Source organism: Paenibacillus doosanensis, from assembly GCF_025060755.1.
In the GTDB taxonomy this organism is placed as follows: Bacteria; Bacillota; Bacilli; order Paenibacillales; family NBRC-103111; genus Paenibacillus_S; species Paenibacillus_S doosanensis.
The window spans coordinates 48,546-64,801 of record NZ_JANYUY010000018.1 but is presented as its reverse complement, the minus strand read 5'-3'; the positions used below and the strand labels follow the sequence as shown (position 1 = coordinate 64,801).

Below are 16,256 nucleotides of genomic sequence, written 5' to 3'. Positions count from 1 at the left end.
TAAAGCCAATGAAAATGCAATCGATTACTATAATTAAAGGATCGTGTGATCTTCCATGAAAAAGCGCGTAACCATTCACGATATCGCCCGGCTCGCCGGCGTTTCTCCAGCTACCGTATCAAGAGTGTTAAGCAAAAGCAGCTATCCGGTAAGCAGTAATATGCGGAAAAAAATTGAGCAGCTTGCCGAAGAGCATGATTATATTCCGAACATGGTCGGAAAGCAGCTAAAAACACATAAGAACATGACGATTGGGGTCATCGTTCCGACGATCAGCAACCCGTTTTATTCTTCGGTCGTCCTAGGTATCGAAGAAATGGCGCGCAGAAATAATTATCATGTTTTCTTATGCAATTCCTTGCAAAATCCGAAGCAGGAAGACGAGTATCTGGAAAAATTGTTTGAAAATCAGGTGAAAGGCGTCGTCCTTTCGTCGATCTCGTTCAACCGCGCGTTACTGGCCAGACTTATAAAGCTGGGACTTAAGGTGATCGCTATCGATCAGCCGATCGATTTACAGGACGTTTTCCAAATCAAGTTCGATTACCGAAAAGGCGGATACATGGCGACCAAGTATTTGGTGGACAAAGGCCATCGTCGTATCGCTTTTATTACCGCGCCTTTGGACCGTCCGAGCAGACAAAGCATTTTTAACGGATACCGCGACGCGCTGCAGGAGGCGGGCATTGCCGTGGAGGAACGGCTGGTGAAAGTGTCGGAGCCCGCGGAGGGAGATGAGACGAGAGGCGAATTCGAAAATGGGAAGCTGCTTACGCGGCGGCTGTTCGATCTTGACGAGCTGCCAACGGCCGTATTCGCTTGCAACGACATGACAGCTTTAGGGGTTATCAATGAACTGGCTGCCCATGGCGTGAAAATACCTGAGCAAATTTCCGTCGTCGGTTTCGACAATATTGATTTCAGCCAAATGATTGCACCGCCTTTGACGACCATTCATCAGCCGAGCTACGAGATGGGGAAGCTGGCGTACAACATGCTGATGGAGCTGATGGGAGGGGGGCAAGCGGAGATTGACATTGTGCTGCAGCCCAAGCTGATCGAGCGCAGCACCGTGGCAGTCAAAAAATAAGCCGCAACAAGCTTATCTGATATGCTGAACCCCCAATGGCCCGCTTGCAAAGCGGGTTTGTTTTTTCACTTCTCGTAATGGATTGAAATCGAATCTGATCGCCGTTGTCGCGGTATGCACTAACGAACCGAGGAGAGATAAACTGTGAACAAACATCTGTTTTCTGTTATCGGATGCCAGCATGCTCATATCGCTACGTTTATTCAAGAAATGCTGGAGCTTGGTCACGAATGCGCCGGTATTTATGAACCGGATCAGGACAGCATCGCACGATCGATTGCCGATAAGTTCGGCATTCCGCTCGCGAACAGCATGGACGACATGCTTGCCGCTGAAATCGATATCGTCGGCTGCGCTGCGATTAACAGTGAAAAAATAGACATCGTGGAAATATGCGAACGAACGGGCAAACATATCATGCTCGACAAGCCCGTTGTCATAAGCAGAGACGGTTACCGCCGTCTGGAAGCGGTGAGCAGAAGAGGAATTATTCAGATCGGAATGCTGCTGACGGAACGCTTCAACCCGCCGATCTATTCGTTGAAAAAACAAATCGATCGCGGGACGTTAGGAAGGATAGTCAGCATCGGGATGCGCAAGCCGCACCGCCTCATGGCGGATAAAAGGCCACGGTGGTTTTTTTCAAAGGAGCAGTCAGGCGGCATCTTGATTGATCTCCTCATTCACGACTTTGATCTCCTGCGCTGGCTGACGGGAAGAGAGATCATCGGATCGGAAGGCTATATGAGCAAAAACATGCTGCCGGAATATCCGGCTTTTTACGACGCCGTTGGTTTGCAGGTACTGTTAGAGGGCGGGATATTTGCGCAGCTTTATGCAGATTGGCATACCCCGCTTAAGAGCTGGACATGGGGCGATTGCCGAATTTTCGTTGTAGGTACGGAAGGGTGCGCCGAGCTTCGTTTGGCAGGAGATCCTTTAGTTTCCGAACAACCGATCTATATGTACGTGACAGACGGGGAACCGCCGACCCGAGTGGAGGCGGATATGCCCCCCTTGAAGATTACCGAGGACTTTTTAAATCGGGTATACGGCAAAGAAGCTATTCTGCGTGCCGATGATATTTTAGCCGCCATGCGGGCAACGCTTGATGCGGACGAACGGGTGAAAACTATCGATTTTTCTACTCCAGCTCAGTTTAAATAAATTACGATGCAAGGATTTATCTTAGGGGAAGGTGCATACACGTTGAAATGGAGAGGAAGACTCGCGGGGACGGGAAAGTATGTTGAAATTACAGCGGACAAGAGCGTTATTCGGTCTGTGACCGAGATCGGCGAACAGGAGAATGCTCCGTGGATATCCCCCGGCTGGATAGATTTGCAAGTGAACGGCTTCGCCGGGTTTGATTTCAATGGGGAAGTGACAACGGCCGAGGATGTTATCGGTGTAACTAACGCTATGCTTGCAAGGGGAGTGACGACCTACCTGCCAACCGTAATAACCGGCAGCTTCGAGCGCATCCGTCAGGCATTAACCGCCATAGCGGAAGCATGCGAATCATCGGAGATGGCCGGAGCCTGCGTACCCTGCATACATCTCGAAGGCCCTTATTTGTCCGAAGAAGACGGTCCGCGCGGAGCCCATGACAAGAAGCATATCCGCAATCCGGATTGGGCGGAATTCGCTGAATGGCAGGCGGCATCGGGCAACCGGATTCGTCTCGTTACAATCGCACCCGAACGGGACGGCGCGATTCCATTTATCGGCAAATTGGCCGAGTCGGGCATTGTTGTCAGCTTGGGGCATACGAAGGCGACGACGGAACAGATTGAAGCGGCTGTTCAAGCGGGCGCGGTTCTCTCCACTCATTTGGGGAACGGTTCTCATCCAATGCTGCCGCGTCATCCGAACTATATTTGGGATCAACTTGCCAACGACGGATTGTGGGCAACCTTCATACCGGACGGTCATCATCTTGCTCCTAACGTATTGAAGGCAATGATTCGGGCTAAACGCGATAAAGCGATCTTCGTCAGCGACTGCGTGAAATTCGGCGGCATGCCTGCAGGATGCTACAAGAGCAGCATAGGCTCGGAAGTAGAACTGCATCCCAGCGGCAGGCTGACTACGGCGGCAAATCCCGATATTTTAGCCGGTTCGGCACAAGCTCTTGATTGGGGAATTGCGGCAGCGGTTCAGCTAACAGGTATTAGCCTCGGAGAGGCAATCGAAGCGTCAACCATCCGCCCCGCGACCGTTATGGGCTTTGACAGGCTGGGCAGGATTGCCGAAGGAATGACCGCTAACCTGACATTGTTCGATGATCCGGATTCCGGCGGAAAGCTGAGTATTCGAGAGACGGTGCTGAACGCAAAGACGGTTTATAAAAGACTGGAAGCTTGACATGTAAGCAACGGGCGGTTTTAAAGCTGTAGTTGTCAATTATGCAATCGCAAAGTGAAACCAGCAAACCCTAGAATTTGCTGGTTTCTTGCAATTCCAAACTTTTAAAATATACTATCCGGGACGAAATAAATTTGCTGCGTATCTTTCTTGTTCGTCGGGTCGGTGATGATATTGAAGTACACGTTGCCGTTTTTCGTCTGCACGCCCTCGATTTCGTGGGTTCCCACGTTCGTAATGTTGACAAGGGTTTTATAGGCTCCGGTATTGGACATCATGGCAATCTGCGGAGTATCGCCTTCCGCGCCGCCGGACGTATAGATTTCCGTTTTATCAAGCATATCGACCCCCTGGAACGATCCGTTCGGCCGGACAATATCGCTGCCCGATTGCGTGAAGCTGGTGATGCAGGCGCTGACCGCGGCCGCGCTGTCCATGCGCACCTGCTCGTTGCTGTCGAGAAGCTGATTTAACGCTACGGTGTCATAGATGGACCAGGTGACGCCGCCGTCAGCCGTTTGCACGCGGAACACCGTATAGGTGCTGTTGCCGCCGGCATCGACGCGGTACGTGTCGCCCAATCTTGCGCCGGTTTTATCGGCGTAATTCATATAGGTGAACCGATGAAGATCGGTGTAATTATAGGTCGCGCCCGCTTTATATTCCAGCCTGGCTACCTGAAGCGACCAGTAATACGATGTGGCCGGGTCGGCTTTGGAGCTGAAGTACAAATAGTTTATGCCATTGTACGTATACATATCCAATGTTTGCCCGTGGCCGGCATTGGTGATGGTCATTTCATCCACATACGTAGCGTTGTTTCCGTTCATCAGCAGTCGGGACAGATAGACCGTTCCCCCGGAACGCTGAGTAACGTAGAGATACGTCGAAGCGATATAAGCTTTTTGCACGGCCAGATTATGCTTAAGTCCCTTCAGATTATAGGCGAGCGTGGCCGAGGCGTTTACGGTTTTCGCCGGGGTTGCCGCAAAGGCGGGCAGGACGGCGATACCGGACATAAGCATGGCGAGCATGACGGATAGAAGCAGTTTGAACGGCCGTTTCATCAATCTCGACGTTGTACTTGGGAACATTAGAATACCTCCTCCAAATGGATAAGTTCATGATCGCTTGACTGCCCCGAACGCTTAACGTCGGTTATGCGGCATGCGAAGGTTCCGTTAATCCGTTAAGCAGACGGAATTCGTTTCTAGCTTTCGCTTCATGGGGCAACAAAGAACATAGGGAAAATGGTTTACGCTGTCGCTGCGGCCTCCTTTCTGCCGGTAACGGACCCGCTAAAAATAAAAAACCGGACGTTATCATTCCCGCAAGGAGAGAATGTAACATCCGGGTTTTCTCATGGACTCTACCCGTTACACAACTGAGTAATCGCTTACAGGGTATATTTTCCACGAATTCCACGAAACCGTCAAGATAAAATTTTGTAAAGGGATTTGACAAAATCGGAGCGGAAGTCTATGCTAAGATTACTTAAACGTTTACGCAACTGAAACGACGTTAGTAAAGAAGGTAATTTACGTTATGAATCCTCCGACAATAAAAGATGTGGCCAAGGCTGCGGACGTTTCCGTCGCCACGGTTTCCCGAGTGCTTCATAACCTCGCGGGCTATTCCGACAAGACCAGGCAGAAGGTGATGCAGGCGGTCGAAGAGCTCGGGTATCAGCCCAATGCGATTGCCAGAGGGCTTGTGAACAAGAGAACCCAGACGATCGGCGTCCTGTTTCCCGACGTATCGAGCAGCTTCTCATCGGATATTCTTCGCGGTATCGAGGAAATCGCCCAAGAGAAGGGGTTCAGCGTCATTGTATGCAACACCGCGGAAGAAGGCAAGCGGACGATGAAGTACTTGCAGGTGCTTCGGGAGAAGCAGGTCGACGGCATCGTGTTCACGAGCGAAGTGCTTAAGGACGAATATTTTCAAGTCATTAAGGAAATGCGGGTTCCCGTCATTCTTGTCAACACCATGTCTCAGAAATATACGATTCCTTATGTTAAGGTCGACGACCGGCAAGCGGCTTATCACGCAACGGACTATCTCATTCAGAAGGGGCACCGGGAGATCGCGATGCTCAGCGGTTCGCTGAAGGATCAGATAGCCGGCTACCCGCGCTTTGAAGGGTACCGTCAGGCATTGGCCGACAATGGAATCGAGTACGACGAATCGCTGGTGGCGATCGGCGAATTCGAGCTGGAGGCGAGCCGGCTGGCGATGCGGCGGCTGCTTGCGGAAGCGCCTTCTTTTACGGCTTTGTTCGCGGCAAGCGACGAGATGGCCATTGGCGCGATGCGTGCCGCTTTCGAGCAGGGGCTGCGCATTCCGGACGATCTCTCGATCATAGGCTACGACGATTTGAAATTCGCCAGAATGGTCTATCCGCCGCTCACGACCATCCATCAGCCTTTGACCATGATGGGCAGAATGGCGTCGGAGAAATTAATCGCACTCATCGAAGAAGGTTCGACGCAAGTGGCGAGCAGCATTGTCAGTCATCATTTGGTAGAACGGCAAACCGTAAAATCCAAGCCTTGAAAAGGGCTTCTTTTTCTCCAAATATAGTAAACGTTTAACTCATGATGGTCATTTTTAACGTAATATAGCAGTTGATCTATGAGAAATCCCCCAGTTTACTTCATAAAGGCGGTGATGCGGAGCAAGATATAGCGGCTTATTCCATTATTTTCTTTGATTAAACGTTTACTAATCTCGAATATTGCGATTTTATTTATAAAAAATGGAGGTCTCCTCAAATGAAAAAAACAGCGACGACTATTGTTTCCAGCGTACTTGCCCTTTCGGTCATTGCAGGCTGCGGAGGCGCAAAGACCAACAACGAAGCTTCTTCCAGTCAGGCCGACGCGGGTAAAGGGGAAAAAGTGAAGCTGGAGTTTTTCCAGAACAAGACGGAAGCGAAGGCATCCTTCGATGAATTGATCAAAAAGTTTAACGATGCGAATCCGAACATTACCGTTACGCAGGTCAATCCGCCGGATGCGGAAACGGTGCTCAAGACGCGCGTAGCCAAAAAGGACGTGCCCGATATTATCGGTCTCGGAGCTACGGATACGTTCGCGCAGCTGTCCAAAAGCGGCTTGTTCGCCGATTTTTCGAACGACGCTCTCGTCTCGAACATTCAGCCTTCCTATGTTAACATGCTGAAAAAGCTGACGGGCACCGACCAGCTGTACGGTATTCCGTTTACGGCCAACGCGAGCGGCGTCATTTACAACAAGACGATGTTTAAAGAACTGGGTCTCACCATTCCGAAAACATGGGATGAATTGATCGCAACCGCGCAAAAGGTTAAGGATGCCGGCAAAACGCCGTTTTATTTGACAATTAAAGATTCCTGGACCGTGATGGTGCCGTTTAACTCCTTGTCGACGGACATCCTGGGCATCGATTTTTATGAGAAACGCGCTCAAGGCGCCGTCAAGTTCGACAGCGCGGAATTCCGCGAAGTGGCCGACAAGCAGCTCAAGCTGCTGGATTTCGGACAGAAAGATATGATGGGTAAAGGCTATAACGACGGCAACACCGCATTCGCCAAAGGCGAATCCGCCATGTATTTGCAGGGCGTATGGGCGATTCCGGAAATTAAGAAAGCGAATCCGAACATCGATCTGGGCGTATTCACGTTACCGGCTACGAACGATCCGGCCAAAAATAAAGTCATTTCCGGCGTCGATACGCTGCTGACGATTTCCAAAAACAGCAAGCATCCCGAAGAAGCCAAGAAATTCATCGAATTTATGCTGAAGCCGGAAAATGTGCAAACTTATATCGATGAGCAAAAAGCGTTCTCCGCTGTAAAAAATGTGAATCAAACCGATGACAGCGTGCAGGATTTGAACGCCTCGTTTGCGAGCGGCGCCATTGAAGATTTCTCCGACCACTACATTCCGGGCGCTGTGAAGGCCGATACGATTATTCAAAGCTATTTGCAGAAAAAAGATGTAGATGCTTACGTGAAGCAATTTGATACCGAGTGGGACAAAGTGGCCAGCCGCAAGTAAGCGCCGCTGCAATTTGCAGATGCAGGGCGCCGCGAGGCGCCCTCTCCCTATGGATTAAAGGAGGATCACCATGGTTTCGAGAAAAGCGGCGTTTTACAGTATGGCTGTGCCGGCGTTGCTGTTGTTTTTCGCCTTCCATACGTTTCCGGCCTTGCAGGGCGTTTATTACGCCTTTACGAATTGGGACGGATACAGCGAAAGCTACGACTTCGTCGGCTTCAAAAACTTCATTGGCCTATTTCAAGACGACAATGTGATCCATTCGTATGCGTTCACATTCAAATACGCTATCGTCGTTACTATACTTATCAATGTGATCAGTTTGCTCATCGCATTGGGGCTTAATTCGCGGATCAGATTCCGCAACTTTTTTCGGGGCGTTTATTTTCTTCCCAACGTGCTCGGCGTTCTGATTGTCGGTTATATTTTCAATTATATTTTTTCCAACGTAATCCCTGTGTGGGGAGAGAAGCTGGGAAGCGAATTTCTGTCAACGAACATTCTCGGCAACGAGCAGTGGGCATGGATCGGAATCGTGATCGTGGCGGTATGGCAGGGGATCGCTTTTAACACGATTCTGTATTTGTCAGGACTGCAGACGATTCCTCAAGATATTTACGAGGCGTCCGACTTGGACGGAGCCGGCAAATGGCAGACGTTTTGGAAAATTACGTTTCCGATGATTTCCTCCTTTTTCACGATCAATATGGTGCTTGCTATGAAAAGCTCTTTGATGGTTTTCGACCAGATCGTCGCTTTGACGGGAGGCGGACCCGGACGCGCTACTCAGTCCATCGCGTTCCTGATATATCAAGGCGGCTTCCAAGGCGGAGAATTTGCTTACCAATCGGCGAACGCCGTGATTTATTTTATCGTTATTGTGGTCATCTCCGTCATACAGCTTAAATTTTTGCAGAAACGGGAGATGGGTGCATAATGGCCAAACAATCCACGAACTGGGTCGTCACAATATTGATCGCATTGGGATCGCTGCTCATTTTGTTCCCTTTATATATGGCTGTCGCCATCGCTCTCAAAAACCCGGAAGAGATGGCCGAATCGGTCTTTTCGCTGCCGACCGGGCTGCATTTCGAGAATTTCGCGAATGCCATTGAGGCGACCGACTTTTTCTTGGCTTTAAGGAACAGCTTCATCATTACCGTATGTTCCGTCGCTTTTATTCTTTTGACCAATTCGCTCGTATCCTATGCGATCGCGCGGAATATGAACAAACCCTTTTTTAAAGGCTTATACTTTTATTTTATCAGCGCGATGTTCATCCCGTTCCAGATTATTATGCTTCCGATCGTCAAGCTGACGACGGCGCTGCATATGAACAACATGCCGGGATTGATTATTTTGTACATCGTGTACGGACTCGCGTTCAACATTTTTGTCTACGTCGGCTATATCAGAACGATCCCGATAGAGCTGGAGGAGGCCGCTACGGTAGACGGCGCTTCGACGTACGGCACCTTTTGGCGCATTATTTTCCCGCTGCTCGCGCCGATTAACGCGACGATCGTCATTTTGAGCTGCTTGTCGACGTGGAACGATTTCATGCTGCCGCTGATTATCCTCGGCAAGCCGGAATCCTACACGCTTCCGCTGGTGCAGTACGTGTTCCAAGGGCAATTCAGCACCGACTTTAACCTGGCGTTCGCTTCGTATTTGTTGGCGCTCGCTCCGATGGTCATCGTCTACCTGATTGCGCAAAAATGGATTATTAACGGCATTACGCAGGGCGCTGTGAAATAAAAGGACAGAAATACAAAGCGGATAGGAGCTTGAAGCATGAACAACATGAATCGAACCTGGTGGAAAGAAAGCGTCGTCTATCAGATCTATCCCCGCAGCTTTCAGGACAGCAACGGGGACGGCGTCGGAGACATTCCCGGCATTATCTCGAGGCTGGATTATTTAAAACAACTCGGAGTGGACGTCATCTGGCTCTCTCCGGTGTATGAATCCCCCAATGACGATAACGGCTACGACATCAGCAATTATCAAAGCATTATGGACGAATTCGGCACGCTGGACGATTGGGAGCAGCTGCTCGCCGGCTTGCACAGCCGCGGCATGAAGCTGATTATGGACCTTGTGGTCAATCACAGCTCCGACGAGCATGTATGGTTCGCCGAGTCCCGCAAGTCCAAGGACAATCCTTATCGGGATTATTATATATGGAGAGACGGGAAAGACGGCCGGGAGCCGAACAATTGGTCGTCCTTTTTCAGCGGACCGGCTTGGGAGCTGGACGAGCGGACGGGGCAGTACTTCCTTCATTTATTTTCCAAGAAACAGCCGGATTTGAATTGGGAAAATGAACGCGTACGCCGCGAGGTGTACGATATGATGACCTGGTGGCTCGATAAAGGCATCGACGGCTTTCGGATGGACGTTATCAACCTGATCAGCAAAGTAGAGGGCTTGCCTGACGCAGCGGGAGAGGGCGACTATCAGTTCGGCGGAGAATATTTTATGAACGGCCCGCGCATTCACGAGTTTCTGCAGGAGATGAACCGGGAGGTTCTGTCCAAATACGATATTATGACCGTAGGCGAAACGATCGGCGTAACGCCGGATGAAGCCGTTAAGTACGTGGGCGAGGATCGCGGCGAGCTGAACATGGTGTTCCAGTTCGAGCTGATGGATATCGACTCCGGCCCAGGCGGCAAGTGGAACATTCAGCCGTGGACGCTGTCCGAGTTTAAGCGCATTATGAGCAAATGGCAAAATGAGCTGTACGGCCGGGGCTGGAACAGCCTGTATCTGAACAATCACGACCAGCCGCGCATGGTGTCGCGCTTCGGCAACGACGGGCCGTACCGCAAGGAATCGGCCAAAATGCTGGCTACGCTGCTGCATACCTTGCAGGGGACGCCGTACATTTACCAAGGCGAAGAGCTTGGGATGACGAATGTCCGATTCGATTCCATCGATCAATATCGGGACATTGAGACGCTGAACATGTTCAACGAATATCGGGAAGCCGGGCATAGCGTGGAGAGCATCATGGCTTCCGTCTACGGCAAAGGGCGCGATAACGCCCGCACGCCGATGCAGTGGAGCGCGGCCCCGCACGGCGGCTTTACGACCGGAACGCCGTGGCTTTCCGTGAATCCGAACTACACGCGGATCAACGCCGAAGAGGCGATGAACGATCCGGATTCCGTGTTTCATTATTACCGCCGTTTGATTGAGCTGCGCAAGCGGCATGATGTGATCGTATACGGCAAATACGAGCTGCTGCTGGAGCAGGACGAGCAGATTTACGCCTATACGCGCACATTGGGAGACGAGCGCCTGCTCGTCGTGCTGAACTTCCGTGAGACGCCGGTCACCTTCGAGCTTCCGGATTCGGTGCCGAGCGGGTCGGCCGAGCGGCTCATAGGCAATTACGAGCTTCAGGAAGGATGGAATTTGCAGGCTCTTCCGCTGCGCCCTTATGAAGCCCAGGTGTTCAAACTCAACTAATGCCGTTCTCCGTTCTGCTTGCGAGCTTCGGCAGCACTGCAAAGTATCACATTGATGAAAAAGAGTTAAGCCGTATTTTGAAGATAATTCCTGTATTGCAAGAGGCCACTGGAAAGTCCTTGTTATGTAAAGAAAGCATAATTCTTCTCGAATTGGAGGAGGATTGTGCTTTTTTTCTGTATAATAAGGGTACTAAACCGAGTCATAAAAAGCTTATTGGTGGAAAAAGGGAAAGCTAGTGAGTTAATTGATCGGTCGTAGAAAAAATCATTATAAAAGAGGTGCTGTATGAAGGTATATATTCTGGAGGACAAAGATTCATTTTTATCCATTGTTGATGATAGTAAGATTAGATTATTGTATAACGGATTTAATGGTAAACCGATGAAAGAATCGTGGGAGGATATACTCCTAGAAGATATCAAGCCTAACATAAAGAAATATGATATTAGTAAGCTCTCATGTAACCCCATTTTTACAGAAAATGCTGTATCCGCTCTTAATGACTTGATGGTCGGGAAGGTTGAAATTCTGCCATATACTCATAAAACAGAGAAATATTTCGCAATCAATGTTGTTAATGTGTTAAATTGTGTTGACTTCTCCAAAGCTGATTGTCAGAAATATACAGATGGATTCGTTAAGTCAATAACAAAATATGCTTTTTATGAAAATATGATAATGGACGAGACTATATTTAAAATACCAGAGTTTATAGCTACTGAAGTTTTTGTAACAGATCAATTTCGGGATAGAGTACTTGAAGCCAAGCTTACCGGATTTGAATTTATAGAAGTATGGGATTCTTCTAAATCTTCAGAAAAAGAAATAGCTATAGAACAAATTCAATATCATGGTCAATCCTATCCCTTTAAAGAGGCCGTGCAACTAGTTATGCAGGGGAAAACCTTGGCAAGCGATATATGGCTGATGCAGCGAGTAAACGGAGAACTCTACATCAGAAGGACGGAGCGAAATGGGAGTTTTACATGGGTTCAGCCTATCTTTATCCCCCCGATTTTGCTCGATTTGCAGTGGTACATTGTGGACAAGGTTAACTATCCTGAGAAGTGAAAAGGGTTATGTATAATAAATATGAAATTCATAATTTACTTATATTCATAGAGGTGTCTATATGAAAGTTTATATTTTATTAGCGGAAAACTCGAATCTAGCATTTGAAAATGAAGAAGTACTAAAGGCTTTTCGTTTTAAATTTAAAGGGTTGCCAATGAGTAGCGATTGGGAAGCAGTTTGGATCGAAGACATTTCACCGAATGCTCCCAAACATGACATGAACGAATTAAAGTGTAACCCTATTTTTAGTGAAAAAGCAGTCTCGGTTCTTAATCATTTATTAGAAGGGAAAGCTGAAGTGCTTCCGTATCAGCATAAACATGACAAATATTTTGCTATTAATGTTACTAATATGATTGATTGCATTGATTTCTCTAAGGCGGATTTTTCCACGTATACAGGAAGTGATAGTGTAAAAGAAATTAATAAGTATGTGTTTATCGAAAGCCTTATTGCTAATGAATCCATTTTTAAAATTCCTCAATTTAGGGGGACACGAGTTTTTGTAACAGATCAATTTAGGGATAAAGTACTTGAAGCCAAGCTTACTGGATTTAAATTTAGAGAGGTATGGGATTCTGCTAGATCATCGGAGAAAGAACCGGTCATTGAACAAATTAAATATCAAGGGCAATCCTATCCCTTTAAAGAGGCAGAGCAATTAGTTATGCAGGGGAAAACCCTGGCAAGCGATATATGGCTGATGCAGCGAGTAAACGGAGAACTCTACATCAGGAAGACGGAACGAAATGGGAGTAATACATGGGTTGAGCCGATCTTTATCCCCCCGGTTTTACTCGATTTGCAGTGGTACATTGTAGACAAGGCCCAGTTTCCTGAAAAGTGAATGCCGGCTTCGGCACTCATAGCAAGAAGCCCCTGCCTTCAAATGAAGGCGAGGGACTTCTTTTTGCTTCTCCAATCCTCTAGGTCAGATGCCTTGGACCGTCTGGAATGACGAAGGATACGACGGTTCCTTCGCCGGGCTTGCTGATCACGGACAAGCCATGGCCGTACAGCTGTATGAGCCGCCGGTTCGTATTAGCGACCCCGATGCCTCCCTTGCCTTTCATGGTCGGCTGCAGCAGCTGCTCCACTATTTCCCGGTCCATGCCTTTGCCGTTATCCTTCACTTCTACGAGCGTAGAACCGGGTTGACGAACGACCCGAATGTGCACCGTGCCGCCTTTGCTGCGGCTGAGAAGGCCGTGCTTGACGGCATTTTCGACCAGCGGCTGAATGGACAGCGGAGGCAGAAACAAGCTGATGCCTTGCTCGACTTCCCATATGACAGCCAGCCTGTCCCCGAATCGCTCCTTTTCGATAAACAAATAGGCTTGGGTCAGCTCCAATTCATGCGATAGCTCGACCAGCTCCCCGGTATTTAGAAAGTCGAAGCTGATCCGCAAAAACGATGTAAACGCGTCCCCCAAATTCCGCATCTTCTCCGTGTCGATCTCGCTCAGCGCCATAATCGAGTTCAGCGCGTTGAACAGAAAATGCGGATGAATTTGCGCCTGTAGATATGCGGCTTCGATGCGCAGCCGTTCGTTGATGGACTGCTTCAATGAAATCAGCGCTCGGATGCGGTATTTGAGCTCCATCGCGTCCACAGGCTTGGTTACATAATCGTTCGCTCCCGATGAGAATCCGGTGTAGATGTCGGTAGGCTGGCTGCGCGCGGTCAAGAGCAGCACCGGAAGCTCCGATACGGAGTACTGTTCGCGTACTCTTTGGGTCAGCTCGTAGCCGGACATCTGCGGCATCATCACATCGGCAATGAGCAGATCCCATGGCTGCGCGCCGAGCAGCTCCAGCGCTTCCCGGGCCGAATGAGCCGTCGTAATCGCGTACGGCTCCGTCGACAAAATGCCGGCGAGCACATTCAGATTCACCGGATCGTCATCGACGGCAAGAATGTGCATCTTCCCTTCGTGCAGCAGCGGCGGGATCGCGGCGGAGGCGGCCGTCTCGGCGATTGCCGCGTCCGCCGCCGCGAAGTCGGCGAGCTCGATTTCCATCACGTCCGAGCCGGAGGGGCGATGAGCATCATCCTGCGGCAGCGGCAATTTCGACGCCTCGGCGAGCGGCAAATTGAAGCTGAACACGGAGCCTTTGCCGGGCTCGGAGCGGACGGTCAGCTCGCCTCCGTGCAGATCGACCAGCTGCTTGCATATGCTTAAGCCGAGCCCGATCCCCCGTCCGTCGCTGATGCCGTGAGAGCCTTGCTCATAAGGCAGGAACACCTTTGCCTGCGTTTCCTCGTCCATGCCGACGCCGGTATCGGAGACGCGGATGACGGCAAATCCGCCGCTCGTTTCGGCAGAGACGCGAACGGTTCCCTCCTCGGTGTACTTGAGGGCATTATGCAGCAGATTGTACAAAATTTGCACGAGCCGCTTCTCGTCCGCCATCACCCGAGGCAACGATTCTGGGACGTCCGCGCTCAACTTAATAGGCTTGCCCTCGATCATATATTTGAGCATGCCGATCACGCCGGGAACGACCGCTTGAATGTGCAGCGGTTCTTGCTTCAGCACGATGCGGCGCTCCTTCAGGCGAGCGACGTCCAGCAGATCGCCGAGCATATTCGACATGCGCCTGCTGATCGTAATGAGCAGCTCCATCTCTTTAAGGCTTTTCTCGTTAAGGGTCTCTTTCTCTTTGATGACGACGGTTTGAGCGATATTCATAATGCCGTGCAGCGGCGTTCGCAGCTCATGGGAAGTATTGGCGAGAAACTGGTCTTTCAGCTTATCGGCCTCCATCAGCTGCCGGTTCAGTTTGGCGATTTCTACGGCGTTGCGGAAATATTTTTTGAACCAATAGGTAGAGAACCCGATGATAGCTACGATAATATCGATCGGATAATAGACGGTGGTAACGTCTTTAGCCGCTTCGGCCAGGCTCCACAGCAGATTCGAAATAATTCCCGCGGCGCTCAGCAGCAGGAAGACGACATCTTTGTCGGTTTGCTTCTTGAAGATCATTGTCCCGACGATATACAGAAACCAGACGAACGGGAACATATAAAAGGCGGCGAACGCATAATAATCGTAAAATCCGTTCGCCCAGGAAGCCGGCGCGGCCGCCAGGAACGCCGTCAGAGCGGCGAGCGCCGCGGTATACGCCCGCAGCCATACGTTGCGCGACGGGGCCGAAGCGAATCTTCGGAATACGAGAAGAATAAACAGATTTTGCCATAGAAGCGAGATGAATCTGATTTTCAGACTCCATGCGTAACTGAGATGCAGCCATAGCGTCAGCAAATTATCGTGACCGGCCACAACGGCAATGCCGACCGATAGCGTCAGCAGACTCGTGATAAGCAGCGCCCGTTCACGGGGATAGAACAAGTAAAGGGTGTAGGAATATAAACCGTGCAGCAGCAAAATAATGAGCGCAATCATTTGAAAGCCGATCGAATACCAGCGTACGAAATCGATCGAGGCTTGAGAGCCGAAGCGGATCGTGCGCGTAAGTCCTCCGCGATAAGGCTCGTCGAAATTGGCCGCCCGTATAAGCACCTCGATCTCTGTCGCGCCCTCGGACATGTAAGAGGCGGTGTAAGAAACATTCCAGGGCGTATATTCGGCGGCATTGTCGGCAATCTTGCCGATGTGGGACGTCAAGACCCCGTTGATTTCCACCTCCGACGAAGCTTGAATGCCCTGCAGCCACAAAGCGACCGGCTGCTTGAGCGGATCGGTCAATATGCGCAGACGGTACGTTCCGTATCCGTACGAGGAGCCGGATTCCGGATCGAGCACGCGGCTCCAGTCTCCGGGCACCTGAATGCGTCGCAGCGAGGACGGCTCCGCCGGCTCATCCTGCCGGGTGACGAACGCCCCCGGATAAAACTGCCACTCGCCGTCCAACGCGAACGAGGGTGACTGTTCCAGATCCAAGCCGCGCAGGTCGAGCACGCCGTCGACGGGACTGGGATGATTGGCCGTATAAAAAGCCCCCGACCAAGCCAAGCGCAGACCGATAAGAACGCTAAAAAATACAATCATCAATGTCGCATATTTGAGGGCGGTATTGTTTATTATTCGCATCATACAAAAAACATTCGACGTGTACGGCGGGATTCCTTTTCGAGGAAAGTGCAGCTTGCGCCACAAAAATACGTATTTCGACAAAATTCATAAGTTTATTCAAGTCATCGGCGGTTAATGGTATACTTAGCTTGAATCTTGCTTGTT

At 50.0% G+C, this 16,256-nt stretch carries 12 protein-coding genes; 10 read left to right on the top strand and 2 right to left on the bottom strand.

The features are described 5' to 3' along the window. The first annotated feature begins 55 nt into the window (after window positions 1–55). The 3 genes from N0M98_RS14735 (at window position 56) to N0M98_RS14725 (ending at window position 3,457) form a co-directional block, all read left to right on the top strand. On the top strand, window positions 56–1,090 hold the full coding sequence (locus tag N0M98_RS14735) for a LacI family DNA-binding transcriptional regulator (RefSeq protein ID WP_259618351.1): 1,035 nt from the start codon (window positions 56–58) through the stop codon (window positions 1,088–1,090). Between the two features lie 144 nt (window positions 1,091–1,234). Further along, window positions 1,235–2,257, top strand: a complete 1,023-nt coding sequence (locus tag N0M98_RS14730; RefSeq protein WP_249865690.1) for a Gfo/Idh/MocA family protein — start codon at window positions 1,235–1,237, stop codon at window positions 2,255–2,257. A gap of 42 nt (window positions 2,258–2,299) precedes the next feature. Beyond that, complete coding sequence (locus tag N0M98_RS14725; protein ID WP_259618350.1) at window positions 2,300–3,457, top strand: N-acetylglucosamine-6-phosphate deacetylase; 1,158 nt, start codon at window positions 2,300–2,302, stop codon at window positions 3,455–3,457. A gap of 104 nt (window positions 3,458–3,561) precedes the next feature. Here the strand turns inward: N0M98_RS14725 and N0M98_RS14720 are convergent, their stop codons facing one another. After that, complete coding sequence (locus N0M98_RS14720; RefSeq protein ID WP_375295487.1) at window positions 3,562–4,491, bottom strand: helveticin J family class III bacteriocin; 930 nt, start codon at window positions 4,489–4,491, stop codon at window positions 3,562–3,564. Between the two features lie 511 nt (window positions 4,492–5,002). Between N0M98_RS14720 and N0M98_RS14715 the strand changes: the two genes are divergently transcribed. The 7 genes from N0M98_RS14715 (at window position 5,003) to N0M98_RS14685 (ending at window position 12,898) form a co-directional block, all read left to right on the top strand. Further along, a complete protein-coding gene (locus N0M98_RS14715; RefSeq protein ID WP_249865687.1) occupies window positions 5,003–6,013 on the top strand; it encodes a LacI family DNA-binding transcriptional regulator in 1,011 nt (336 codons plus the stop codon). Between the two features lie 218 nt (window positions 6,014–6,231). Beyond that, entirely contained in the window at window positions 6,232–7,497 is a 1,266-nt protein-coding gene (locus tag N0M98_RS14710; protein WP_249865686.1) for an ABC transporter substrate-binding protein, read from the top strand. Between the two features lie 70 nt (window positions 7,498–7,567). Further along, entirely contained in the window at window positions 7,568–8,434 is an 867-nt protein-coding gene (locus tag N0M98_RS14705) for a carbohydrate ABC transporter permease (protein ID WP_249865685.1), read from the top strand. Continuing rightward, window positions 8,434–9,255, top strand: a complete 822-nt coding sequence (locus N0M98_RS14700) for a carbohydrate ABC transporter permease (protein ID WP_259618348.1) — start codon at window positions 8,434–8,436, stop codon at window positions 9,253–9,255. The genes N0M98_RS14705 and N0M98_RS14700 overlap by 1 nt, the downstream gene beginning before the upstream one ends. Before the next feature lie 45 nt (window positions 9,256–9,300). Further along, entirely contained in the window at window positions 9,301–10,974 is a 1,674-nt protein-coding gene (locus N0M98_RS14695) for a glycoside hydrolase family 13 protein (protein ID WP_259618396.1), read from the top strand. A 288-nt stretch (window positions 10,975–11,262) separates the two neighbouring features. Beyond that, the gene (locus N0M98_RS14690; RefSeq protein ID WP_259618347.1) at window positions 11,263–12,048 is read left to right on the top strand and encodes an imm11 family protein; all 786 of its coding nucleotides are present in this window, start codon (window positions 11,263–11,265) and stop codon (window positions 12,046–12,048) included. 61 nt (window positions 12,049–12,109) lie between these two features. After that, window positions 12,110–12,898 (top strand): imm11 family protein, encoded by a 789-nt coding sequence (locus tag N0M98_RS14685; RefSeq protein WP_259618346.1) that lies wholly within the window; start codon window positions 12,110–12,112, stop codon window positions 12,896–12,898. A 79-nt stretch (window positions 12,899–12,977) separates the two neighbouring features. Here N0M98_RS14685 and N0M98_RS14680 read toward each other — a convergent pair whose 3' ends face one another. Then, a complete protein-coding gene (locus tag N0M98_RS14680) occupies window positions 12,978–16,112 on the bottom strand; it encodes a hybrid sensor histidine kinase/response regulator (protein ID WP_259618345.1) in 3,135 nt (1,044 codons plus the stop codon). Window positions 16,113–16,256: the final 144 nt, after the last annotated feature.

Bases quoted from the DNA above. Each gene is read 5' to 3' on its own strand.
- N0M98_RS14720 (WP_375295487.1), bottom strand. From the start codon at position 4,491: ATGCTCGCCATGCTTATGTCCGGTATCGCCGTCCTGCCCGCCTTTGCG.
- N0M98_RS14705 (WP_249865685.1), top strand. From the start codon at position 7,568: ATGGTTTCGAGAAAAGCGGCGTTTTACAGTATGGCTGTGCCGGCGTTG.
- N0M98_RS14690 (WP_259618347.1), top strand. From the start codon at position 11,263: ATGAAGGTATATATTCTGGAGGACAAAGATTCATTTTTATCCATTGTT.
- N0M98_RS14735 (WP_259618351.1), top strand. From the start codon at position 56: ATGAAAAAGCGCGTAACCATTCACGATATCGCCCGGCTCGCCGGCGTT.
- N0M98_RS14695 (WP_259618396.1), top strand. From the start codon at position 9,301: ATGAATCGAACCTGGTGGAAAGAAAGCGTCGTCTATCAGATCTATCCC.
- N0M98_RS14700 (WP_259618348.1), top strand. From the start codon at position 8,434: ATGGCCAAACAATCCACGAACTGGGTCGTCACAATATTGATCGCATTG.
- N0M98_RS14710 (WP_249865686.1), top strand. From the start codon at position 6,232: ATGAAAAAAACAGCGACGACTATTGTTTCCAGCGTACTTGCCCTTTCG.
- N0M98_RS14685 (WP_259618346.1), top strand. From the start codon at position 12,110: ATGAAAGTTTATATTTTATTAGCGGAAAACTCGAATCTAGCATTTGAA.
- N0M98_RS14680 (WP_259618345.1), bottom strand. From the start codon at position 16,112: ATGATGCGAATAATAAACAATACCGCCCTCAAATATGCGACATTGATG.
- N0M98_RS14715 (WP_249865687.1), top strand. From the start codon at position 5,003: ATGAATCCTCCGACAATAAAAGATGTGGCCAAGGCTGCGGACGTTTCC.